25 protein-coding genes are annotated in these 22,650 nt (G+C 32.3%); 24 read left to right on the top strand and 1 reads right to left on the bottom strand.

The window, feature by feature from the left end:
* The first annotated feature begins 43 nt into the window (after positions 1–43).
* The 20 genes from hutI to NNH57_RS22030 all read left to right on the top strand — a co-directional run bounded on the left by hutI (position 44) and on the right by NNH57_RS22030 (position 16,949).
* Complete coding sequence (gene hutI, locus NNH57_RS22125) at positions 44–1,282, top strand: imidazolonepropionase (RefSeq protein WP_074406560.1); 1,239 nt, start codon at positions 44–46, stop codon at positions 1,280–1,282.
* An 82-nt stretch (positions 1,283–1,364) separates the two neighbouring features.
* Complete coding sequence (locus NNH57_RS22120) at positions 1,365–3,365, top strand: urocanate hydratase (protein ID WP_108808817.1); 2,001 nt, start codon at positions 1,365–1,367, stop codon at positions 3,363–3,365.
* Between the two features lie 10 nt (positions 3,366–3,375).
* Positions 3,376–3,963, top strand: coding sequence for a HutD/Ves family protein (locus NNH57_RS22115; protein ID WP_074406562.1), 588 nt, complete (start codon positions 3,376–3,378; stop codon positions 3,961–3,963).
* Positions 3,964–3,974: 11 nt separating this feature from the next.
* Positions 3,975–4,778 carry an N-formylglutamate amidohydrolase gene (locus NNH57_RS22110; RefSeq protein ID WP_074406563.1) on the top strand — a complete coding sequence of 268 codons (804 nt, stop codon included), beginning with the start codon at positions 3,975–3,977 and terminating at the stop codon, positions 4,776–4,778.
* 108 nt (positions 4,779–4,886) lie between these two features.
* Entirely contained in the window at positions 4,887–6,269 is a 1,383-nt protein-coding gene (hutF, locus tag NNH57_RS22105) for a formimidoylglutamate deiminase (RefSeq protein WP_074406564.1), read from the top strand.
* 642 nt (positions 6,270–6,911) lie between these two features.
* Entirely contained in the window at positions 6,912–7,187 is a 276-nt protein-coding gene (locus NNH57_RS22100) for a hypothetical protein (RefSeq protein WP_074406565.1), read from the top strand.
* A complete protein-coding gene (locus NNH57_RS22095) occupies positions 7,187–7,822 on the top strand; it encodes a hypothetical protein (protein WP_108808816.1) in 636 nt (211 codons plus the stop codon). The genes NNH57_RS22100 and NNH57_RS22095 overlap by 1 nt, the downstream gene beginning before the upstream one ends.
* 95 nt (positions 7,823–7,917) lie before the next feature.
* On the top strand, positions 7,918–8,310 hold the full coding sequence (locus NNH57_RS22090) for a hypothetical protein (protein WP_074406567.1): 393 nt from the start codon (positions 7,918–7,920) through the stop codon (positions 8,308–8,310).
* A gap of 223 nt (positions 8,311–8,533) precedes the next feature.
* The gene (locus tag NNH57_RS22085) at positions 8,534–9,025 is read left to right on the top strand and encodes a DUF6985 domain-containing protein (protein ID WP_108808815.1); all 492 of its coding nucleotides are present in this window, start codon (positions 8,534–8,536) and stop codon (positions 9,023–9,025) included.
* Between the two features lie 278 nt (positions 9,026–9,303).
* The gene (locus tag NNH57_RS22080) at positions 9,304–10,119 is read left to right on the top strand and encodes a helix-turn-helix domain-containing protein (protein WP_108808814.1); all 816 of its coding nucleotides are present in this window, start codon (positions 9,304–9,306) and stop codon (positions 10,117–10,119) included.
* Positions 10,120–10,230: 111 nt separating this feature from the next.
* Positions 10,231–10,851, top strand: a complete 621-nt coding sequence (locus tag NNH57_RS22075) for a LysE family translocator (protein WP_074406570.1) — start codon at positions 10,231–10,233, stop codon at positions 10,849–10,851.
* Between the two features lie 73 nt (positions 10,852–10,924).
* Entirely contained in the window at positions 10,925–11,299 is a 375-nt protein-coding gene (locus NNH57_RS22070) for a cupin domain-containing protein (protein ID WP_074406571.1), read from the top strand.
* Positions 11,300–11,362: 63 nt separating this feature from the next.
* Positions 11,363–11,674: an antibiotic biosynthesis monooxygenase gene (locus NNH57_RS22065; protein WP_234423419.1), complete on the top strand. Its 312-nt coding sequence runs from the start codon at positions 11,363–11,365 to the stop codon at positions 11,672–11,674.
* Between the two features lie 56 nt (positions 11,675–11,730).
* Positions 11,731–12,090, top strand: a complete 360-nt coding sequence (locus NNH57_RS22060; protein ID WP_074406573.1) for a cupin domain-containing protein — start codon at positions 11,731–11,733, stop codon at positions 12,088–12,090.
* 68 nt (positions 12,091–12,158) lie between these two features.
* Complete coding sequence (locus NNH57_RS22055) at positions 12,159–12,641, top strand: DMT family transporter (RefSeq protein WP_074406574.1); 483 nt, start codon at positions 12,159–12,161, stop codon at positions 12,639–12,641.
* A 338-nt stretch (positions 12,642–12,979) separates the two neighbouring features.
* Positions 12,980–13,780, top strand: a complete 801-nt coding sequence (locus NNH57_RS22050) for a helix-turn-helix domain-containing protein (protein ID WP_108808813.1) — start codon at positions 12,980–12,982, stop codon at positions 13,778–13,780.
* A gap of 118 nt (positions 13,781–13,898) precedes the next feature.
* A complete protein-coding gene (locus NNH57_RS22045) occupies positions 13,899–14,963 on the top strand; it encodes a 1-aminocyclopropane-1-carboxylate deaminase (protein WP_074406576.1) in 1,065 nt (354 codons plus the stop codon).
* 282 nt (positions 14,964–15,245) lie between these two features.
* Complete coding sequence (locus tag NNH57_RS22040) at positions 15,246–15,995, top strand: DUF6597 domain-containing transcriptional factor (RefSeq protein ID WP_074406577.1); 750 nt, start codon at positions 15,246–15,248, stop codon at positions 15,993–15,995.
* Between the two features lie 32 nt (positions 15,996–16,027).
* On the top strand, positions 16,028–16,318 hold the full coding sequence (locus NNH57_RS22035) for a YdhR family protein (protein WP_108808812.1): 291 nt from the start codon (positions 16,028–16,030) through the stop codon (positions 16,316–16,318).
* A 106-nt stretch (positions 16,319–16,424) separates the two neighbouring features.
* On the top strand, positions 16,425–16,949 hold the full coding sequence (locus NNH57_RS22030) for a DinB family protein (RefSeq protein ID WP_074406579.1): 525 nt from the start codon (positions 16,425–16,427) through the stop codon (positions 16,947–16,949).
* Positions 16,950–17,366: 417 nt separating this feature from the next.
* Here NNH57_RS22030 and NNH57_RS22025 read toward each other — a convergent pair whose 3' ends face one another.
* Positions 17,367–19,550 (bottom strand): DUF5916 domain-containing protein, encoded by a 2,184-nt coding sequence (locus NNH57_RS22025; protein ID WP_108808811.1) that lies wholly within the window; start codon positions 19,548–19,550, stop codon positions 17,367–17,369.
* Positions 19,551–19,790: 240 nt separating this feature from the next.
* Between NNH57_RS22025 and NNH57_RS22020 the strand changes: the two genes are divergently transcribed.
* The 4 genes from NNH57_RS22020 to NNH57_RS26475 all read left to right on the top strand — a co-directional run bounded on the left by NNH57_RS22020 (position 19,791) and on the right by NNH57_RS26475 (position 22,427).
* Positions 19,791–20,855, top strand: a complete 1,065-nt coding sequence (locus NNH57_RS22020; RefSeq protein ID WP_108808810.1) for a sensor histidine kinase — start codon at positions 19,791–19,793, stop codon at positions 20,853–20,855.
* The gene (locus tag NNH57_RS22015; protein ID WP_074406581.1) at positions 20,852–21,550 is read left to right on the top strand and encodes a LytR/AlgR family response regulator transcription factor; all 699 of its coding nucleotides are present in this window, start codon (positions 20,852–20,854) and stop codon (positions 21,548–21,550) included. The genes NNH57_RS22020 and NNH57_RS22015 overlap by 4 nt, the downstream gene beginning before the upstream one ends.
* Before the next feature lie 217 nt (positions 21,551–21,767).
* Positions 21,768–22,067 (top strand): MazG-like family protein, encoded by a 300-nt coding sequence (locus NNH57_RS22010; protein ID WP_074406582.1) that lies wholly within the window; start codon positions 21,768–21,770, stop codon positions 22,065–22,067.
* A 150-nt stretch (positions 22,068–22,217) separates the two neighbouring features.
* A complete protein-coding gene (locus NNH57_RS26475) occupies positions 22,218–22,427 on the top strand; it encodes a LytTR family transcriptional regulator DNA-binding domain-containing protein (protein ID WP_082994785.1) in 210 nt (69 codons plus the stop codon).
* Positions 22,428–22,650 lie beyond the last annotated feature (223 nt).

Raw genomic sequence — 22,650 nt, 5'->3', positions numbered from 1 at the left:
TTAAGTAGTTCCCTTAGCTCGATGTAAAGGAAAAAAATATAATATGACAACATATACATTAATAGGCCCGATCACGCAACTTATACCATTACAAAAAACAGGTAGTAAAGGCGCAATAAAAGATCAGGATCTCGAAATTATTGAGAACGCTGGTATTCTTATTGAAGATGAAAAAATTCACACCATTGGAGTTTTCTCTGATTTAAAAGAAAAGGCCCATGCATTACATGCAGAAATCATAGAATTGCATACCGATCACGTATGTACTCCCGGATTTATAGATGCTCATACGCATATCTGTTTTTCTGGATCCAGGGCCAATGATTATGCCATGCGAAATGCAGGAAGATCCTATTTAGAAATAGCCGAAGCCGGTGGAGGTATCTGGGATACTGTTACACAAACCAGAAAGGCAGAACAGCTAACACTTACCGACGGCGTTATAAAACGAGCGAATACCCTATTAAAAAGAGGAATCACAACTGCAGAAGTAAAAAGCGGATATGGACTGTCGGTTACAGAAGAGCTTAAAATGCTACGCGCCATAAAAACTGCAAATAGTAGTACAGCAGCAGATTTAGTCTCTACCTGTCTTGCCGGGCATATATTACCTAAGGATTTTGATGGAGATCATAAAGCATACCTCGAAGAGATGAGTACTACTCTTTTTCCTGTATTAAAAGAAGAACAGCTCACCAACCGAATCGATGCTTTTGTTGAGCAAGGAGCATTTCTCCCTTCTGATATCTATCCCTATTTTGAAAAAGCAAAACAGATGGGATTTGATATTACCGTGCATGCAGATCAGTTTAACACAGGAGGTAGCGAAGTAGCTGTAAAAGTAGGAGCTATTAGTGCAGATCATTTAGAAGCCAGTACCGAGAATGAAATACAAATGCTAGCTCAAAGTAATGTGATTTCGGTTGCACTACCCGGTGCTTCAATAGGATTAGGATGTGATTTTACTCCAGCCCGAAAAATTTTGGATGCCGGAGGAGCATTAGCTATTGCCAGTGACTGGAACCCTGGTTCGGCACCAATGGGTGATTTACTAACCCAGGCATCTATTCTGGGAACATTTCAAAAACTAAGTAATGCCGAAGTTCTTGCCGGAATTACCTGTAGAGCAGCAGCAGCACTTAACCTAGACGATAGAGGAAGATTGGTTTCTGGAATGCTTGCAGATTTTAACCTGTTTGAAACAGAGCATGTACACGAAATCTTTTATCACCAGGGAAAACTTGTTCCTTCCCAGGTATGGAAACGTGGAAAGTTAGTATAACTACAAATGGTATAAAATCAAATTTCAATGGTTTGTATCGAATTCGATTCTGTAACAACCATGAAGCTAAAAAAAAATAAATATGAATTTCAAAGAACAAATACTTCAAGGGATTCCTAAAACAATGCCTCCAAAGAGATCTTTGGATTCTAAAATTAGCCGTGCCCCAAAGAGAAAACAAATTCTTTCTAACGAAGAAAAAAAACTAGCGCTTAAAAACGCATTACGTTATTTCCCAAAAGACTGGCATAAAGAACTTGCCAGCGAGTTTTTAGACGAACTAAATACATTCGGTCGTATTTATATGTACCGTTTTATGCCAGAATATGTGATGTATGCTCGTCCTATAGATGAATATCCTGCAAAAACAAAACAAACAGCAGGAATCATGCTTATGATTCAGAATAACCTGGATCATGCAGTTGCACAGCACCCATACGAGTTAATAACCTATGGAGGTAATGGAGCTGTATTTCAAAATTGGGCACAGTATGTATTAACGATACAGTATCTGGCTACAATGACCGAAACACAAACGTTGCATATATACTCGGGGCATCCTATGGGATTATTTCCTTCTTCAAAAGATGCACCCAGAGTTGTGGTAACCAACGGAATGATGATTCCTAACTATTCAAAACCCGATGATTGGGAAAAATACAATGCTCTGGGGGTAACACAATACGGGCAAATGACCGCAGGAAGCTATATGTATATTGGTCCTCAAGGTATTGTGCATGGTACTACCATTACCGTAATGAACGCTTTTAGAAAGACATTAAAATCTGAAGAAACTCCTGCTGGTAAAATCTTTTTAACTTCTGGATTAGGAGGAATGAGTGGTGCACAGCCAAAAGCCGGAAATATTGCAGGTTGTATTACCATATGTGCAGAAGTAAACCCAAAAGCAGCTCAAAAACGCCATGAGCAAGGCTGGGTAGATGAAATCCATGATGATTTAAATGATTTGGTAGTCCGAGTTCAAAAAGCAATCGATCAAAAAGAAATCGTTTCTATTGCATATCAAGGTAATGTTGTCGATATCTGGGAACGTTTTTATGATGAAAATATCTACATTCAATTAGGATCTGATCAAACATCATTGCATAACCCGTGGTCTGGAGGGTATTATCCTGTAGGGCTAAGTTATGAAGAAGCCAATACTCTGATCAGCAATGACCCCGAAGCGTTCAAAAACAAAGTTCAGGAATCACTTCGCAGGCATGCTAATGCCATTAATAAACATACTGCAAGAGGTACCTATTTCTTTGATTATGGAAATGCATTCTTACTCGAGGCTTCACGTGCAGGAGCAGATATCATGGCCAAAAACGGTATTGATTTTAAATACCCTTCTTATGTACAGGATATTTTGGGACCTATGTGTTTTGATTATGGGTTTGGACCTTTTAGATGGGTATGTACCTCTGGGAAACCAGAAGACCTGGACACGACAGATCAGATTGCTCTAGAAGTGATGGAAGCTATCAAGAAAGTTTCTCCAAAAGAAATTCAACAGCAGATGCAGGATAATATTACCTGGATTAGAGAAGCCAAGCAAAATAAACTTGTGGTTGGTTCTCAAGCTCGTATTTTATATGCCGATGCCGAAGGAAGAATCAAAATTGCTGAGGCCTTTAACAAAGCAATTAAAAGTGGAAAAATCTCGGCTCCGGTAGTTCTGGGGAGAGATCACCACGATGTGAGTGGTACCGATTCTCCTTATCGTGAAACCAGTAATATTTATGACGGTAGTAAATTTACCGCAGATATGGCAATTCATAATGTGATCGGAGATAGTTTTAGAGGAGCTACCTGGGTATCTATCCATAATGGTGGTGGTGTTGGCTGGGGAGAAGTAATCAATGGTGGATTCGGGATGTTACTTGATGGAACTTCAGAAGCTTCAGAAAAACTGGAACGTATGCTATTTTATGATGTAAATAATGGAATCTCAAGAAGAAGTTGGGCTCGAAATGAAGAAGCAATGTTTGCTATAAAACGTGAAATGGAAAGAACTCCACAACTTAAAGTAACATTACCTAATTTGGTAGATGAAGAATTCTTAGAAGGTTTTATGTAAGTCACTGTATATGGAAATTACTGTCATAACAGCTGATACATTTAAAACCAATACCTGGTCGGGAGGTACAACCACGCAATTTTTTATGCATCCCCCAACGGCAAATTACAAGGAGTTAAATTTTGATTTCAGGTTAAGTATGGCAACTGTTGCAATAGAAAAATCTGTTTTTACTTCGCTTCCCGGGGTATCGAGAACATTATTGGTTTTGGACGGAGAAATAACATTACAGCACAAAAACCAGCATACTAAACAGCTTTCTAAATTAGATAGTGATACATTTGAAGGAGGTTGGAAAACATCTTCTATAGGAGTATGTACAGATTTTAATCTCATGACCACAGGTAACACGGTTGGTACACTAGATGCCTGTAATGTTATCCAAAATGAGAATATCTCATACCCTATTCAAAATAAGCGAGATTGGGTGTTTCTCTATACCTATTCTGGAGAAGTTAGCGTTAATATCAATGATAAAGCATATGCAGTTAGTCAATCTGATGTATTGATGGTACACCAACCAATAGCAACGACTATTCGTATTAATGCCATAAAAGATAGTACCTTAGTTTTTTCTGAAATAACAACTAATCATTAAAATGTAAACGTGTGAATCTATTTAAGATTACAGAAGCCAAAACACCTATAGTTCCTATAATTATAAGTGTACCTCATTCGGGAACAAAGTTTCCTACAGCAATTAAAAAACAGTATAAAAAAAGAATGCGTAAGCACCTTGATGATACCGATTGGTTTGTACATCGACTGTATGAATTTGCACCGGCTATGGGAATCACTGTAATTAAGGCAAATCTAAGCCGATGGGTCATCGATCTTAATAGAGATCCCAAAAGTGTACCGTTATATAATGATAATCGATTAATTACAAGCAATACACCTGTTACAGATTTCTACGGCAATAAAATTTATAAATCTCAAGAATTCGAACCCGATCAAACGGAAATTAAAAGAAGGCTAGATACCTATTACTGGCCCTACTACGAGCAAATTAAGGCTCTGATAGAAGATAGAAAAAAGCAGTTTGGTAAGGTATTACTTTGGGATGCACATTCTATTCGTCATAAAGTAAGCACCATCCAAAAAGATCCTTTTCCCGATATGATTTTGGGGAATAACGATGAGGAAACTGCATCCCCAGAACTCATTACCTCTGCGTTAAACGGATTAAAATCTGGAGTTTTTGAAGTTAATCACAACTCCCCTTTTAAAGGAGGGCACATTACCCGTTACTTCGGAAATCCAGAGAATAATATTCATACGCTTCAGCTGGAAATGAATAAAATTTTATATATGGATGACAATGAAGTTACTTATAATGAAGATCGTGCAAAAGAGGTACAACAAGTATTACAACATACCATGGAGCGATTGATAGAGACGTTACAACAATAAAATTCTGAAACACACTATGAAATGAGCCGTAACAATTAAAGTTGATACCAACCGAGATGTTCAATGGCGAATTCTATCTGACAACTAAAAAACAATAAAAAAGAACAGATGAAAACCTATCATTTTAAAGGATTATTACAAAATACTGGTTGGGAAAAACATACGGGGATTACGGTGAATAATGAAGGTATCATTACCGATATCTCTTCTTTTGACCCACAACATAAATCCAATGAAATTATTGATGGTTTTGCGATTCCCGGGTTTCAAAATGCGCACTCTCATGCCTTTCAATATGCAATGGCTGGTTTGGCCGAAAGACATGAAAACACGACTTCTACCCCAGATGATTTCTGGGGGTGGCGAGAAGCGATGTATCAATTGGCATTAACGATGAATCCTGAGCAAATGGAAGCTATAGCAACTATGCTTTATACAGAAATGGCTCGTCATGGATATACCAATGTAGCCGAGTTTCATTATGTACATCACGATAAAAACGGAGCTCCCTACGCTAACCTTTCAGAAATGGGAAATAGTCTTATTTCCGCAGCAAAAAATGCAGGTATTGGGATTACCTTAATTCCTATTTTTTATCAAAAAGGTGGTTTTGGACAAGAACCAAACGATAGACAGCGAAGGTTTATCTCCCCTACGATTGATGAATATCTAACATTATTAGAATCAAGTAAAGCAGCTTGTAAGCACTACCAGCACGCTAATATTGCAATTGGCATTCATTCTATGAGAGGGGTTGAACCGTCTGATATTGCCGAGATTGCAAAATCCGGGCCTCAGAATATTCCATTTCATATTCATGTTTCAGAACAACTAAAAGAGATCGATGATTCTGTAAAATATCTGGGAAAACGTCCCGTAGAATGGTTATTAGATCATGTAGATATGAATGACAGGTTTCACCTGGTACACGCAACACATCTAACAGATCACGAAATCGAGGGAATTGCAAAAAGCAAAGCTAATGTAGTACTTTGCCCCAGTACAGAAGGTAATTTGGGTGATGGATTATTTCCGTTAAGGAAATACCAGGAAAATGGTGGGAAATGGAGTATTGGTACCGATAGTCATGTAGGGCTTAATCCATTAGAAGAGTTACGCATTTTGGATTATGGGCAACGCTTAATTTCTCATAAAAGAAACACCTACTCTTCTCATCAACAAGGAGATTCTGGAATGTATGCAATAGAAATGGCAACAAAAACAGGAAGAAAAGCAATGAATAATTTTACTACAGATTTCTTTAAGGTCGGAGAACCGCTAAATGCCTGTATTATTGATGCTTCATCACCATTACTAGCAACTACTGCTACAAAAAACCTGGCATCGACTATAGTATATGCTACAGATTCAAACATGCAGTTAGGAACTATTGCTTATGGAGAAATGATTGTAGCAAACCAAAAGCATACAAAATACCAGGAGATAAAAGAAAAGTTTGCCAAAACCATTAATGCTTTAAAAAACAGGTAATATTTCTGATTAGCGTAACCTGCTATGAGGTATTGAAAGTAGCTTTTTTTGACCATAATGCGTCAATTTGAGTACCACGCTTTTTGGGTGCGGTGTATCGAAAATAGGATTATGAAAAAAACATCTAAATGCACAATAGTGTAGCATATATGTACTTCACATATAAAACCCTCTAAGATTTCACTAGAGGGTTTTACACATTTAACCACTTAAATTACAATCATATAAACTCAACTTAGTATAAAGATACTGTACTAAATAATACGTTTATTACGGGTTTCCGCAATAGTGGTAATTAATGCTTAAAAAGTATGATTTTAACACTTAATTGAATAATTATAGAGAATAGTTTTTAACCCGAAACCCATTTCATCTTAAGTGTGTAGAAAGATTCAAAGCCTTGTTAGTCTTGTTAAAGTACGCTATTATGTCTTCTCATCATCCCAAATACAGTAGAGAGATCATATCTATATGATTGGATAATATCATGTTTACCAAAAATAAGTTAGATTTGTTTAGGACATATAAGAAATATACTCAATTGGGTATATTTGGTTGTTAGCTGCAAGCCCAATCAATATCAAACCTATTTCAACTATAATATTAAAAATATTAACTAAAGCTAAAAAATCACAATAAATTATGTCATCTACGCAAAGAAGTGAAATACTAGACGATTTAATTCTCTATAAAACATTTGATGATAAGATTACTATTATTTTAAAATCAAAAAAGTACAAACCATTTATCACAAAAATCAATGGTTTTAACTATAAAGAAGAAGATCCTAGGGTAATTTTTAAACGTTGTGAAGAGACTGTTTTCCCAACTTATACTGAAGATAACAAAGAGGAAGAATATATGGTTTATATAAAAAATATAAAATCAGTTGAACTATATGAAATGAGCGATCAATAATGGAAATAAATGAGCTCATAGAACTTATGTCTGGTGTAAAAGACGGCAATGAAGCTATAGGAAACAAAACTTTATCGTGGGAAGCATATAGAGCTGCAGAACAGTTAAATGATACAAGTTTAATTACTGAAATTAATACCTATATTAAAAATGATGACAATGAAACTACCAGAAAGTATGCCTATGACATTTTAATGTATATAGGTAGAAATGCAGGAGCCGGTGAAGCCACGAACATACTTATAGGTCAAATAAAGGTTGAGGATTATCATGATGATAATTTACACAACGTGTTAGATGCATTGTATTCTATAAATATCCCTTTACAAAAGGGTTTGGATGAAATTCTTATCTATGCTTTTGATGAAAGAGAACTTATCAGAACAACAGCAATTCAATTACTCTCAAGGTATACTATTGAATATGAAAAAATAAAGGGTGCTTTAATGGAAGTAATCGAATATCATTATGATGAGTACGACTTAAAATATGCTATTGAAAGCTTGCAAGTTTTATTTCCTGATGATTATAGAAACATAATACTTAAAAAAATAGAAGAGCTAAAACTTAATAATAAAGACGAGAATACTATTACAATGATAAAAACAGCATTAAATTATATCGCAATCAGCTAACAAACCTAAAAAGCATTAAAACGCTTTTTAGCCTAAACGTTGTGTGCAATAACAAAATTGAGTTCAATTAATTCATATTGTTAAAAAAATCCACTATGAAATGGAAAATAATTAAAGAACATAAAAGAGAATATGCTGATACATCCTATTATTTAAAAGCGGAAAGAAATGTAACAGAAGGAACTCTTATCATAGAAATTAGTTGGATTGAGAACTTCATGTATGATTTATCAGTTTATTTACAAACAAAAAATACTGGTCTGAAATCTATTTTCAAAAAGATGTCAAAGTGTTATATTTATGGGCATTTAGTTTTTCCTAGTGATCGCATTGAAAAATATGGGCATCAAATAATGAGAATTACAGATGACTCGCCTATGAACAGAATAAAGAGATTAGACGAACTTCAAGGAGACAGTGTCATAAATTATAACTTATTTAATAAGCATGATATAGAAATTAAGACGAAATTACCTGAAAAAATATAATTGGAGAATAAAAAACACTTAATACGGGATATAATACATACCTGATAAGTACTAAATCGAAAGGTTCGCTACTATTTACTAAGTTCGTCAAATTTTTAAATTTGGCTTTTGATATAAAAAAACCAAATATAAAAACTCGGCTCTGTGATAATCCGAAAAGTTAGCGTCTTTTTGCACGCTACGTTTCATACACAAGACCGTTGTGTGTCATTAAAACAAAAGTATGAGCAAACATAAATATTGGGGTGAAATTCAGGAAGATTGGGCTGGATTTTCTGCGGAAACAGAATTTATATCACGCTATTTTGATAATAAACATATAAGAATATTTTTGAATGAGGAATATGACGAAGACGGTGAGGAAATAGAAATAATACCATCAAATAATGAACTGGATGACTTTGAAAAGACTTACTCGAATTTTATAACTGAACTAGATAAAGTTATTGAAGAAATAAAAGAAAAGACTTTTGAGAGATATCTAAAACTGTATGCTCATCACTATGAAAATGAAGAGAAATCAGGAGAAAAACCATTAAATATATCAAATAAAGAATCTCATTTTGAATATATAAAAGACATTAATTATATCAGAATTCTTCAAGATGGAAATATAAAAATTCCAATTCATTATAAAATTGACACAGAACACGGAATTGAAATAAGACTTGAAAACAATAAAATAATTAGCATTGGCGGAATAGCAGAAACGTAAAAAACAACGCCACACAACAATGACTATATTTAATACGGGTTTTGGTGCTTAACCCAAAGTTTAGTGTGTTTTTATGAAGTCTGCCAAATCTCATTGATTTACAACTATGGTTTTTATTTTAATTTTGATAGTTGTAGTCCTTCGGTGGGCTTTAAAGTGAAAATATAAAACAAAATAAAAAGTTTTGGCTAAGTGCTTAATCGGAAATTCAGTAATTTTAATTCCAATACTAACCATAGCCGAGCCGTTAGGCACAAACTAAACAAAATGGATAAAATATGGAACAACTGAAATCGGGGCAACATTTTGGAACCAATAGAAAAAAGATTCATTTGAAAGGCATTATCCTAAATGAAGCAGTTTGTGATCCTAATATGGATGTCCCTTGGCACTATCATGAAAACGCATACTTTTATTACCTCCTTGAGGGACAACTAAAGGAAGTAAATAAAAAGAAAAGCATTGATTGTTCAAGAGGAACTTTATTATTCCACAATTGGCAAGATGCTCATTACAATGCGAGTTTTAAAGAGAATACAAGGTTTTTCCATGTTGAATTAGAAAGAAATTGGTTTGAAAAACATCATCTAAAATCTAATTATATTGAAGGAAGTATTCAATACAATAGCCCGTCATTAAAAAGTATCTTTAATAATATTTACACTGAATCATTAATAAAAGATAATGTTACCCATATTTCTGTGGAGGGTCTATTGTTGAATGCCTTTTCGGAAATTTTAAGAAATCCTGATAATAAAAAAACTACTACCCCACCTTGGGTTGAAAGGGTAAAAGAAATAATTCATATTGAAGATACCGAAAATATTTCACTTACTTGGCTTGCCAATGAAGTGAATATTCACCCTGTATATTTATCTAAACAATTTTCAAAATATTTTCATACAAACCTTGGAGAATATTTGCGTAATGTTAAAATTGAAAGAGCAATTACCTTGTTAAATATAGGAAGTTTAAGCAATGCACAAATTGCGTATAAATGTGGATTTTCTGACGAAAGTCATTTCATTCGTATTTTTAAGAGGAAATATAATATTACCCCAAAAGTTTATCAAAAACTCATCCAAGGAAGTTAATTTTATTCTAGTACTTTAATAATATTCTATTTTTGTTTCTTCATTCCCCATATTTTTGTATTCACAATATTAATTGATTTTGAAAATCATTTATACTACGAATCCTGAATTATGGAATTTATTGCAATTTTAAGTATTTCAATATTTATGGCTATTAGCCCTGGTCCTGATTTTTTTATGGTGACTAAAAATAGTATTTCATATGGTAGAAACGCCGGTATTTATTCTGCTATAGGTATATGTGTTGCATTATGGGTACATATAACCTATTCTATAGCTGGGTTAACCTTAATAATTTCCAAATCCATTGTGCTTTTTTCAATCATAAAATACTTGGGTGCTACGTACTTAATTTTTATTGGGTTAAAATCTATTTTTTCTAAAAAGACACCAGTTGAAAAATTAACAAAACTTGAAAATATTAAAACCTTGGATAAGATAAGTGCATTTAAAAGCGGATTTATTACAAATGCGCTAAACCCAAAAACAACGATTTTTTTCTTAAGTATTTTCACACAAGTAATCCACATTGACACTGCACTAACATTACAGTTAATATATGGAAGTATTATATCCTTAGTACATTTAGTTTGGTTTTACTTTGTTGCGATTTTCTTCTCTCATTCTTTGTTTTTAAATAGATTTCAAAGGCATAAAAAAAGTATAGAAAGTATTTTGGGGGCGGGTTTAATTGCCTTTGGACTAAAAGTAGCACTTGCAACTAAAGAATAAATTACTCTCAAATATCCAGTCAGAATTGAAACAGAGCTAAAGCATATCTAACAACAATTTAAATTAAATCGTAATGAAAGAAATAAAACCCATAAATATAATAGATAAATTTTCATTGTTTGAAAAGCAATGGACACCATATATTGTTGGTGAACTAAATGGTCAATATGTAAAACTCTGCAAATTTAAAGATGATTTTGTCTGGCATAGTCATGAAAATGAAGATGAACTTTTTATGGTTTTTAAAGGAACATTGCTGATGGATTTTAGAGATGGTAGAACTGTCGAAGTTAAAGAGGGAGAAATCCTAATTATTCCTAAAGGAATTGAGCATAGACCATATACAAACGGAGATCTAGTCTTTAATTTACTTTTTGAACCTAAAAAAACTCAAAACACTGGTAAGGTTAAAAGTGAAAAAACCGTTGAAAAACTTGATTGGATTTAGAATTAATAGGTACCAATCATATCTAAGCATATTTCTAAACACTCAATTTAAAATTATAAACTGATGAATAAAGAAGTAAAAATTACCAGAATCTGGAAAGGTTGGACGACAATTGAAAATGCCGATATCTATGAAAATTTACTTGTCAATGAAATATTTCCACAAATACAAAAGAAAGGAATAAAAGACCTACAGAAAGTTAATATATATAGGCAAAACAAGAAAAAGGAAGTAGAATTTTTGCTAGTTATTCAATTTAACTCACTTGACAGTGTAAAGGCCTTTGCCGGAGATGATTATAAAGTCGCTTATATCCCAGAAAAGCACGGCAGGTATTGTTACGATACGATAAAATTGCACAACATTATGAGTTAAAAAAAGAGCTAAAGCTGTCAAATTAGAATATCAATATTTATTTAAATTGATGAAATATGAAAATAAAAGAAGAATTTAAAACAGTAACAAATTATTTTTCACCAAAGATAGTTGCTGAAGTTAATGATCAATACGTAAAAATTGCAAAAATTAACGGAAATAAGGTTCCATGGCATAATCACGAAAACGAAGATGAGTTGTTTTATATAATTGAAGGTAGCCTTTTGATGGAAATTGAAAAAAAGCCCAGTTTTATTATGCAAAAGGGTGATTTATTTGTTGTACCAAAAAGTATAAATCATAGAGTTTCTTCAGAAAATGAATGTTTGATAATGATGATTGAAACCAAAACCGCAAAGCATACGGGAGATGTAGAATCTTCGATTACAAAATCAATTAATGATCAAAAATACTAGGTCTTAAAATATGCCTTATAGACCTTATTTGAAGTACTATCAAGTTAGTCATACTATGTCTTTTGCTAATGAATTCTAAAACAAAATCAATTATTTATGTTTTAATTTGTGTCCTTTTATGGTCCCTGATTCCTGTAGTTTCTAAACTTGGTCAATCAAATTTAGATAGTCACCAATTTTTATTTTGGTCGAGTATAGCTTCCTTTCTGACTTTTGTTGTTATCATAATTACCAGAAAGAAAGGAAACATGATTTTAAAGTTATCAAAAAAGGATTGGGTTTATTCTATATCTTTGGGATTTCTAGGAACTTATTTATATTACATTCTTCTTTATTTTGGATATGTTAATGGCAAAGGGATTGAAGTTCTGGTAATACAATATTGCTGGCCAATCTTTGTAATAATTCTTTCAGTACTAATTTTAAAGGAAAAAATAAATGGAAGAAAAATTATCGCAATAACTCTTGGGTTTCTTGGTGTTTTCGTTGTTTTAACGAAAGGAGAACTAAATGATTTATACTTTGAAATAGTCATGGTATCCACTAAGTAAGAATTTGATGCTATAAGACAGCTTTTTAAAGAATATCAAAAAGAACTTGGTAAAGATTTGTCTTTCCAAAGCTTCAAAGAAGAATTAAAACCTGCAATCAACTCGTATAGAAAGTTAGGGTTTATCGAAACAGAAGCTTATTATGATAACCCTTACGATGATGTGCTATTTATGCGTAAAAAATAAAATAAGCCAGTGTCTAACAAAGTGTATAAATCATTGGACGAATAATACTATATTCAAAGATAATTATATTTAATTAATTTGTAGTATCTTGAAAGGAAAGTGCTTTGAAATGCCCAACGTTTCATACACAAACCGCTGTATGCAATTAAAACATGATTTTTAAAGAATATAAAATACCATCTTCGAATAATGATTACATTGTAAGTGTCTATTTCATTGAATGTAATACTTCAATGGAAGACAAATTCTATGTGCCCGATGGTAATTTAGAATTAATGTTGGTTAATGAGCCTGTTTCAATATTATCTGGAGAAAATAAAATTTTAACCAATGAAAAACATATATTTTGGGGTCAAAAACGGTTTACTGGTACTATAGAAGCAAATAACCATTTTAAAGTTTTCGGAATCAAATTTCAACCCTGGTTATTCGCTTTTATTAAAGAGCAAAAAAATATTGATTTAGTAGATAGTGTACTTCCATTAAACGAAATTATGTCGAAGCCTTTAATTAAAAAAATTAACCAGTTTTTTAAACACTGGAATTTTTCAGATCCTCGATTGGTATCCATTGATAATTTATCTTTTGCATTAAAAAAAGAGTTTAATAGTTGTATAGTGATAAAACCTCGTTTCAAGAATATAATTACTGAGTTAAGAAATAAAAAAGGCATTTGTTCAATCGCTGATTTACAATATATGTATATGCAATCAGAAAGAACATTAGAGTATGATTTCAAAAAATATATTGGCATCACTGCAAAAGAATATCAAAATATTGTTAGGTTTAGAAAATCATGTATGAACCTTAAAACAACAAAAACAATAATTCATACAGCTCTTGACTATGGTTATTATGACCAAGCTCACTTTACCAATTATTTCACTAAATATTGCCAAAGAAGTCCTTCTAAATTCTTAAATCAAGGGAATTTACTTTTAAGCACAGTTTAATTGCGGGTTTTTCCAATTAAAAAAATATCATACTCTTTTTCTTTGCATTTGAATATAATATAATGTTTCATTTTAAGAGGTTTATCATAACAAACCTTATCCAAAATAGTAGAAGTGTATGCTACATTTAGAAAAATACTTAGATAAAACGAGTTTATTGTTTTTTCCATCTCCAATTCAAAAACTAAAAAGATTATCAGCAGAATTGGGTGTTGAAATTTGGGCCAAACGTGAAGATGTTTCAAGCGGATTGGCTTATGGAGGCAATAAAGTTAGAAAATTAGAATGGCTTGCCGCTGATGCCTTAAAAAAAGGCTGTGACACCTTAGTTTCTATTGGTGGTATACAATCAAACCATACACGACAAGTTACTGCAGTAGCGGCTTCATTAGGATTAAAATCTTATACCGTTCAAGAAACTTGGTTAGAATGGGATGACCCTGTTTACGATAAAGTAGGCAATATTTTATTAACTAGAATTATGGGCGGAAATCCTGTTGTTGCTGGTTATGGATACTCTACCACTGAGAAAAAAACTTGGGAAAAAGTAATGGACGATGTGAGAGCAGAAGGAGGAAAACCCTATGCAATTCCTGCAGGCGCTTCTAATCATCCTTTAGGAGGTATAGGGTTTGCAAATTTTGCTGACGAAGTTGTTAAGCAAGAAGAGGAGATGGGTGTATTTTTTGACACGATTGTAACATGCACTGTTACTGGCTCTACGCAAGCAGGCATGGTTGTGGGTTTTGCTAATCAAGAAAAAACAAGAAGAGTAATTGGCATTGATGCTGCTGATGATGCAAAAATGACTAGAAAAGCAGTTACTAAAATTTGTAACATGACTATCAAAACTATCAATGATGCCGGAGGTTCTGCAAAACCATTAAACGAAAACGATATTGAAATAAATCCAAATTATAGTCATCCTGCTTACGGCATACCAAATGAAGGGACTATAGCTAGTATTAAAAGAGTAGCGAGTTTAGAAGCAATGATAACCGACCCGGTTTATGAAGGGAAATCTATTGATGGATTAATTAAAATGTGTGAAAATGAGGAGATACCAAAGGGTTCAAAAGTATTATATGTTCATTTAGGTGGTGTCCCAGCAGTACATTCTTATTACAAAGTTTTTGATGATATTTCTACTATTAAAACACTTGGTAAAGAAGCAAGAGGATAACATTAAACTGGCAACAACAATGTATGAAAACATAGAGCGGTTCATGTTTAATTTCAAAGTCTGTGCTTATTTATGAGATCACCAAATTTTCAATTTAGCATTTAGAAAAAAATAAAAGCAAAATATGTAAATTTGACTTAGTAATACCTAATCTTTAACTTGTGTAAACTATGTATCTTAACGAACATTTCATAAAGTATTTGACAACTCAAAATAGACTGACAAACGAATAAATAGATGAATGTAAACAAGAAGCAACAAAATATTAAATAGGAGTTTTAGATGATTTACTTTCAACAACAAGCTCATCAAAACCTTGGGAATTATGTAAGATGCTACTGGAAGATTGAAAACAAGAATAAAGATTTTCAATATTACACAATATTTCCTGATGGATTTTTCGATTTATTGATTTGCTATCATAATGACAATCTAGACGGGGTGTTTTTAACTGGTTTATGGGATCATACAACCAATGTAGTTATTTCACCAGAAACGACAATATATGGAGTACAGTTCAGGTTGCTTGCAATCGAAAATATAATTCAAGAAAATCTCAGCTCATTACTCAATAATATAAAGGAGTTAGAAAAATCTTATTTGGGACTTGATGAATTTAATAAAAATGTTGACTCTCATTTCTTCGAATACCTAAACCGATGCTTTTTATCGTGTATTGAAGAACACGACCTAATTGATCCAAGAAAATCGACTCTTTTAAAATCGATTAATCAAACAAAAGGAAATAAGACAGTTGAATATTATTCGCAAAAAGCTTGTTGGTCAAAACGGCAAATAAATCGATATTTTCAATCTACTTTTGGACTTTCCTTAAAAGGTTATTGTAGCATTCGAAAAGGTGCTGCCACATTTAGTCAGATAAGAAAAGGACAATTATATCCTCAACGAGGTTATTTTGATCAACCACATTTCATAAAAGGAATAAAGAAGATAACAGGTTTTACGCCAAAAGCATTGCTGAAAAATGAAAACGACCGATTTTTACAATTTTCAATCATCAAAAATGAATAGATTGCATTTTTAAAAATCAAAATTTAATTCATATGATATTGCAAATTATTAAGTTGAAATCGGATTTGCCAGAAGAAGAATTATTAAAAAGAGCAAGAGAAAGAGAAACTAATTTTAAATCTATCCCTGGGCTTTTACAAAAATACTATATTAAAACAAGCAAAGAAGGAGAATATGGAGGTGTATATGTCTGGGATTCTGTACAGTCTCTACAAAGTTACCAAGAATCTGATTTAGCCAAAAGTATACCATCAGCCTACGCTATTAATGAAGCTCCAGATATTGAAATGATGGATATTATTTTTCAATTAAGAAACAAGTAGGTATTCATACTGATCGATTTTTACGTATAGAAAAGTAGAAGTAACTATAAATCTATATTCTTTTATTAGGTTTAATGACCAATAAATTACACCCAAATTTCAAACTATGATAAAAGCAGAAGTAATCGATACTCTAAAGCAGAAACACCAAATACTATATGAATGGCTCAGAAATCATCCAGATCAAAATTGGATAAAAGGTCCTCAAGACAAGTGGAATACTGGCGAACACATCGTTCATTTGGTTCAAAGTGAAAATGCCTTAAACAAGGCATTATGGCTACCGAAGTTTTACTTGAAATATAAATTTGGGACTAACAATAGAGACAATCGTACATATCATCAAATCGTCAAAAAATATCAAGACAAACTGGCTGATAATCCAGGTATAGTGGCTAATATTTCCAGAAATATGCCAATAATTACACTCACCAATAAAATTTCTTATATCTCTAAATTGGAAAAGGAAAAAACAAAACTGATTAAGAAATTTCAAAATTGGACTGAGCATGATTTAGATACATACCTACTTCCTCACCCTCTTATGGGAAGAATGACTATCAGAGAAATCGTAATTTGGACAGCTTATCATACCGAGCATCATTACAACATTTTAAGATTAAACTATTGAATATCAACGTATCGAATTCTTAAGAGAAGTAAAAGAGGTATTTTGATAAGGAATTATAAGGTATTGAAGTGATTTCAAAAATGGTGAGTACAAAAAGTATTCTATACTTTGCCATTTACGTTTAGATCTGAATAAAAAACGACCACTAACAGCGTGCCTATGTAAAGCATAGCTAATAAGCACCTAGCTCAAAAGTAGTTGTATATTTAGAAGACCTTCAAATTTTCAAACCCACACTTCGACAAGTTCAGCACGGGCTTTTAAAATTTAACTCTGCGTTCATCCGAAAAGCTAGTGTATTTTTAAACGTTACGTTTCATACACTACACCCTAACCATACATTTAAAGCCTGTACTTCTATATAATATCCTGATTAAAAGTACTCCTTTTTCAATACACCTGGAGAACAAAGAATGTTTAAAAATCAAATCTGTAATTCATTTTAAAAGCAATGCCCCAATTTTTACGTATAATATCCTGATTATAATTATCTGAAATTACCAAGTAGATATAAGACAAGGGTTTGTACTCCCATTGCAAACGGCTATTGATATTAAAATTATCAAACTGAGTGTTGTACTGTATATAGGTAGTCCAGTTTAATCGATTAGAAAAGAAAATTTCACCTGTAAAGCGTGCTAAATGAAATGTCTCTGTTCCTAATGCTTTTAAATCTATACCATTTCGTTCATATCTTACTTGTAAACGCGCTAAAGGCATTAATCTATATTGGGCATTAACACTAACTTGGTTTTTATACCCACTATAATAACTACCGTAACTAACATTACCTCCGTATTGAAGCTTTTTATTGTCGGCAGAAGCATATCCCAAACCAGCATCTAGATACCTATACTTACCTGCTATAATAGCATTTCCATTATTCAATGGGTCAAACGCATATTTCAAGTTTACATATTCATATCGCAATCCGCCATATAACAATGACTGGTTTTTAAATACTAAATCATTATTTATTCCTATGGTCGCTTGTGTAACATCGCCCTGATCATCCCAATAGGTTTGATTATACATATTTAAATAGCGGTGATTATCGATGGTTTTAGAATCTTTATAGAATTTAGTCAAAGTAATACGGCTACTAGCTTGCGTGTACCCTTCTCGTGTGGTGCTTTCTAAAATCGCATCATAATTATATAAACGTGGCACAAAACCAACATCTGTAATATAGTTTTTTTCTACTTTTCTAATCCCTGCATAACCAGATACATTTATGGTATTGTACCAAACTCCCAAATTATAAAAATTGGTATCTCCCGAAGTATCATTGGTATTACTACCAGCAAAATTTGCAAGCCCCGTCCATTTATTATTTTTTGATTGATAATTTAAGTTGATTCCAGCTACTCTATTATAATTATCTCTAAAAGAAAAATCATCTGTTTCCTGTCTATTGATAATAAACCCTGTTGTTGTAAAAGATTTGGATAATTGTTGTTGTACCACCAAGGCTCCATAATTCTGGGCAGGATTATCATCTTTGGCTTTTGTTGCCACATTAAGTATCCCTAATCGTGTTTTTTTAGCGATGTTTCCAGATAATTTTAATCCGAAGGATATTTCACTATCTACCCCTATTCGTCTAGAATAAAAAGGATTTACTCCACTTACTCCCAAACCCGTAAAAAGGTCGCTATTCTCTAAAAAGAAATTACGTCGTTCGGGAAAAAACACCGAAAACCGACTTAAATTAGTTACTTGTCTATCTACATCTATCTGTGAGAAATCGGGGTTTATAGTGGCATCTAATTTTAAAGAAGAACTTACATTAAATTGTACATCTACACTTGGTTTTACCTTGGTATTTTTGGTATCATTAGCAACATCTTCTGAATGATTCATAGTAACCGATGGCGTTACAGCAAATCGAGACGATTTATTTTCTGACAGATTTTCTACCTCAAAGGTTTTAGCAAATCGTAAATCAAATTGGCTATAATTACGATTTATTGGTGTACTGGTTGTCCACTCATTTAATTTAATATTTCTTGTATGAAACATAACTCCCCATTCTGGAGTATCTTCCTTATAGCCCAGTGCCTTTAACGGAATTTCTACTTCGTATATTTTTAAATTCCCTTTTGCAGAAGTTCTGGCATTCCACACCGTATTCCAACTCGTACTTATTCCAAAACCGTCTCTACGCCTGGCAACTAATGCATCTATTAATGCACCACCCATATTAACAATAAAGAAATAACCAGATTGTTGTTGGTTATAGGTATCTATAATGATAGCAAATGAATCACTTTCTGCTCCAGAAGTTCCGATATCATCTCGTTTTAAAGATCCTATTTGAACATCGGGAATTGTATCATGATACACAGCACTTATGTATAATTTTTTTCCGTTATGAAACATTTTTACTTCAGTTTTATTAGACGCCAAATCTCCATTGTTTGGTATGTAATTAAGGAATCCTCCTTCAGGAACCAGAGTATTCCATACAGATTCGTTTAGCTCTCCATCTAATTGAATATTGCTGTTGTTAAAAACTATTTTCCCCTTCCCTAACTCAGACTGAGCCTGAACATCAAATATCACAAAAACTGATACTAAAAGAATTACAATTCTCTTCATTTACTTAAATTAAAAAGTTTAACATGGTGTTTATATTTCAAAACACATTTGGGAAGTAAAGCTATCCGAAGTATGTATTCGTATTTAAAAAAATAGACTAAGAGGTAATTTTCACGTCTGGAAAGTTGTATTTGAAAGAAACAAAGTTTAGTCTATTATATTTCTACTTTTAGCTACAAAAAACCAGTTTTAAGCTACTTTTAATTCTCATCCTCATTAAAATTGTACTTTAGTGCGTATATGAGTAGTTTTAAAAAAACACCAACATTTTTTAATATTCCGATAGTCAAACATTTTTTGTTTTGGCTTGGTATTTACGTCTATTTTGTTGGCACTGTAAACATGACTTATTACAGTGGCTATAAAGAAGTTATAGAGCATTTTGCTATTTATATTGTGTGTCAGGTTATTGTGGCTTACACATGCCTGTATTTTTTAATACCACGTTTCTTAATACCAAAAAAGAATATTCGGTTTGCGATGAGTTTATTGTTGTTATTAGCTGGTGTATTTATCATTTTTGTAGGGTTTCACGAATATTATCATATCCCAAAATATTTCAAGTCAGGTGATAATGCTATCTATGATTCTAATACAATATTTTGGGAGAAATTATTGAATCCTCGTATCTTTTTTGGTAAGTCTACAATAATTTTAACACCAACAATATTATTAGTCGTCGCAAATTTTTATAAAGAAAAGCAGGATTATCTACAGCTCAAAGAGCAAAAAATAGCTACAGAATTATCGGTATTAAAACATCAGTTAAATCCACACTTCTTGTTTAACACCCTAAACAATTTGTATGCTTTATCTATAGATAAATCTGACAAAGCTCCTGAGGTAATTGCAAAACTTTCGGAGATCTTAGATTATATACTGTATGGTTGCAATGACCAATATGTATCGTTGAAAAAGGAAATTGAACTCATAGAAAACTATCTCGATTTAGAAAAAGTAAGATATGACGACCGTGTAGATATTAGTTTTAATAATAATATAGAAACCGATGTTAGCATTGCGCCATTAATTTTGTTAACCTTTATAGAAAACACTTTTAAACATGGGGTTTCTCAAGAACTAAAAAAAGCGTACATACGCATAACGATATCCATAGAAGGAAAGTTTATTCAGTTTGACATTACAAACTCTATAGCAAAAAATGTGGTTTCTGCGAATAAAGAAACCATTGGATTAACGAATGTAAAAAAACAGCTGGAATTATTATATTTTGATGATTATTCATTAGATATTAACAAAGAAAACAATTGCTTTAATGTACGTTTAAAATTGCCTGTAAAATGACATACAAATGTTTAATAATTGATGATGAAAAGTTGGCTAGAGGGCTTATAAAAACACATTTGTCTCAATTAGATGATTTCGAATTGATCGCTTCTTGTGGTAGTGCCATTGAGGCTAGTATGATACTCCAAAAGGAAACCATAGATTTATTGTTTTTAGATATCGAGATGCCTGTTTTAAAGGGCACTGATTTTTTTAAAAACCTGGTACACAAACCCAAAGTTATTTTTACCACAGCCTATAGAGATTATGCTGTTGAAGGGTTTGAATTAAATGCGGTTGATTATATTCTAAAGCCTATAACTTTTCAGCGTTTCTTTAATGCTATAGAGAAATTTAGAACCTTACAAAGGGTAAGCATTTCTGATCCAACCCCTACCCCAGAAAACAAAGATGCTTTTATCTATATAAGAAAAGACAGAAAACAGGTAAAAGTGTACTTAGATGCTATTTTATATATAGAAAGTTTAAAAGATTATGTCAAAATACATTTAGAGAAAGAAAATCACATAACCAAGTCTAGTATATCGGCTTTTGAAGAAAAGTTAGACGAACGATTTATAAGAGTACATCGCTCATATATCATTAATAAAGATAAAATTGCAGCCTACACAAAAAATGATATTGAAATTGGTAACATCGAAATCCCAATTGGTGAAAATTTCAGGAACAATCTTGCTTCTTTTTTAACATGACAAGAGTTAGTAAAGTAATAGTTTTTGGTAACAACACGCCCTATGTAAACCTCTTTCCCAGGTCTTAAGGCAAGAGTCTATAGTTAGTTATTCTGAATTGATCAAAAATCACTTAGATTTGTACATATTCATATCAATTACAAGGGATATAATAACAATTGCTGTTATAGCTTTGTTATGGTGCATTCCTACCACTACGAAAATTAAGATTAAATAAATGACATTTGAAGATTTAAAAGGTAAAATCATCCAAATGGATGAAAATAAAGGTTGGTCAGATGGACAACCAGGAGATTTAGCAAAATCTATAATGCTTGAGAGTGCTGAATTACTGGAGCATTTTCAATGGGATGACACAATTAGATTTAGAGGTCAGAAAGTTCTAAGTAAGAATAAAAATGAGATAGGTAAAGAAATGGCAGACATACTTATCTATCTTATAAAGATGAGTAATCAAATGGATATTGATTTAATAAATGTAACGATCAACAAAATAGACGAGATACAAAAAAGATAAATATCACACCGCAACATAGTGTATAAGTAATAGTGGTTTAAATGATAAAACAAAAAGTGTAAACATAAAACAAAGGTTAGTTCTAAACCGAAAGGTTTGTGAGTAAAAACCCACTACTACTCATACAAAAGGCCGTTAGCTACAAGTTGAATAAAGAAAAATGAAAATTATTTTAGAAATAGGTATTGGAATAAGGCTTTTGAAGAAAAGTTAGATGAACGGTTTATAAGAGTACATCGCTCATATATTATCAATAAAGATAAAATCGCGGCCTACACAAAAAATGATATTGAAATTGGTAACATTGAAATCTCCATTGGTGAAAATTTCCGGAATAATCTTACTACTTTTCTGATATGACAATTAATAAAGTGAACTCATTTGAACTTTTTGGGTTTAATTGAAAATTAGGTTTTTTTTAGTACTATTGAAGGCTTTTTTATATAAGTTGTAATAAACCGTTTTAAGGGATCAAAAAAAACATAACAAAAATTATCACATACTGGATAACATTTGTCACATTTTCTATAAATAGTACCAAAGCAAGGAATAAAGATGCTATTTTTATCAATTATAGATCAAA

The sequence above is a fragment of the Aquimarina spinulae genome (assembly GCF_943373825.1).
Taxonomy (GTDB): domain Bacteria; phylum Bacteroidota; class Bacteroidia; order Flavobacteriales; family Flavobacteriaceae; genus Aquimarina; species Aquimarina spinulae.
The sequence above is the reverse complement of the archived record's forward strand: the minus strand, read 5'-3'. Positions and strand labels throughout refer to the sequence as shown.

Bases quoted from the DNA above. Each gene is read 5' to 3' on its own strand.
- hutI (WP_074406560.1), top strand. From the start codon at position 44: ATGACAACATATACATTAATAGGCCCGATCACGCAACTTATACCATTA.
- NNH57_RS22120 (WP_108808817.1), top strand. From the start codon at position 1,365: ATGAATTTCAAAGAACAAATACTTCAAGGGATTCCTAAAACAATGCCT.
- NNH57_RS22115 (WP_074406562.1), top strand. From the start codon at position 3,376: ATGGAAATTACTGTCATAACAGCTGATACATTTAAAACCAATACCTGG.
- hutF (WP_074406564.1), top strand. From the start codon at position 4,887: ATGAAAACCTATCATTTTAAAGGATTATTACAAAATACTGGTTGGGAA.
- NNH57_RS22100 (WP_074406565.1), top strand. From the start codon at position 6,912: ATGTCATCTACGCAAAGAAGTGAAATACTAGACGATTTAATTCTCTAT.
- NNH57_RS22095 (WP_108808816.1), top strand. From the start codon at position 7,187: ATGGAAATAAATGAGCTCATAGAACTTATGTCTGGTGTAAAAGACGGC.
- NNH57_RS22090 (WP_074406567.1), top strand. From the start codon at position 7,918: ATGAAATGGAAAATAATTAAAGAACATAAAAGAGAATATGCTGATACA.
- NNH57_RS22085 (WP_108808815.1), top strand. From the start codon at position 8,534: ATGAGCAAACATAAATATTGGGGTGAAATTCAGGAAGATTGGGCTGGA.
- NNH57_RS22080 (WP_108808814.1), top strand. From the start codon at position 9,304: ATGGAACAACTGAAATCGGGGCAACATTTTGGAACCAATAGAAAAAAG.
- NNH57_RS22075 (WP_074406570.1), top strand. From the start codon at position 10,231: ATGGAATTTATTGCAATTTTAAGTATTTCAATATTTATGGCTATTAGC.
- NNH57_RS22070 (WP_074406571.1), top strand. From the start codon at position 10,925: ATGAAAGAAATAAAACCCATAAATATAATAGATAAATTTTCATTGTTT.
- NNH57_RS22065 (WP_234423419.1), top strand. From the start codon at position 11,363: ATGAATAAAGAAGTAAAAATTACCAGAATCTGGAAAGGTTGGACGACA.
- NNH57_RS22060 (WP_074406573.1), top strand. From the start codon at position 11,731: ATGAAAATAAAAGAAGAATTTAAAACAGTAACAAATTATTTTTCACCA.
- NNH57_RS22055 (WP_074406574.1), top strand. From the start codon at position 12,159: ATGAATTCTAAAACAAAATCAATTATTTATGTTTTAATTTGTGTCCTT.
- NNH57_RS22050 (WP_108808813.1), top strand. From the start codon at position 12,980: ATGATTTTTAAAGAATATAAAATACCATCTTCGAATAATGATTACATT.
- NNH57_RS22045 (WP_074406576.1), top strand. From the start codon at position 13,899: ATGCTACATTTAGAAAAATACTTAGATAAAACGAGTTTATTGTTTTTT.
- NNH57_RS22040 (WP_074406577.1), top strand. From the start codon at position 15,246: ATGATTTACTTTCAACAACAAGCTCATCAAAACCTTGGGAATTATGTA.
- NNH57_RS22035 (WP_108808812.1), top strand. From the start codon at position 16,028: ATGATATTGCAAATTATTAAGTTGAAATCGGATTTGCCAGAAGAAGAA.
- NNH57_RS22030 (WP_074406579.1), top strand. From the start codon at position 16,425: ATGATAAAAGCAGAAGTAATCGATACTCTAAAGCAGAAACACCAAATA.
- NNH57_RS22025 (WP_108808811.1), bottom strand. From the start codon at position 19,550: ATGAAGAGAATTGTAATTCTTTTAGTATCAGTTTTTGTGATATTTGAT.
- NNH57_RS22020 (WP_108808810.1), top strand. From the start codon at position 19,791: ATGAGTAGTTTTAAAAAAACACCAACATTTTTTAATATTCCGATAGTC.
- NNH57_RS22015 (WP_074406581.1), top strand. From the start codon at position 20,852: ATGACATACAAATGTTTAATAATTGATGATGAAAAGTTGGCTAGAGGG.
- NNH57_RS22010 (WP_074406582.1), top strand. From the start codon at position 21,768: ATGACATTTGAAGATTTAAAAGGTAAAATCATCCAAATGGATGAAAAT.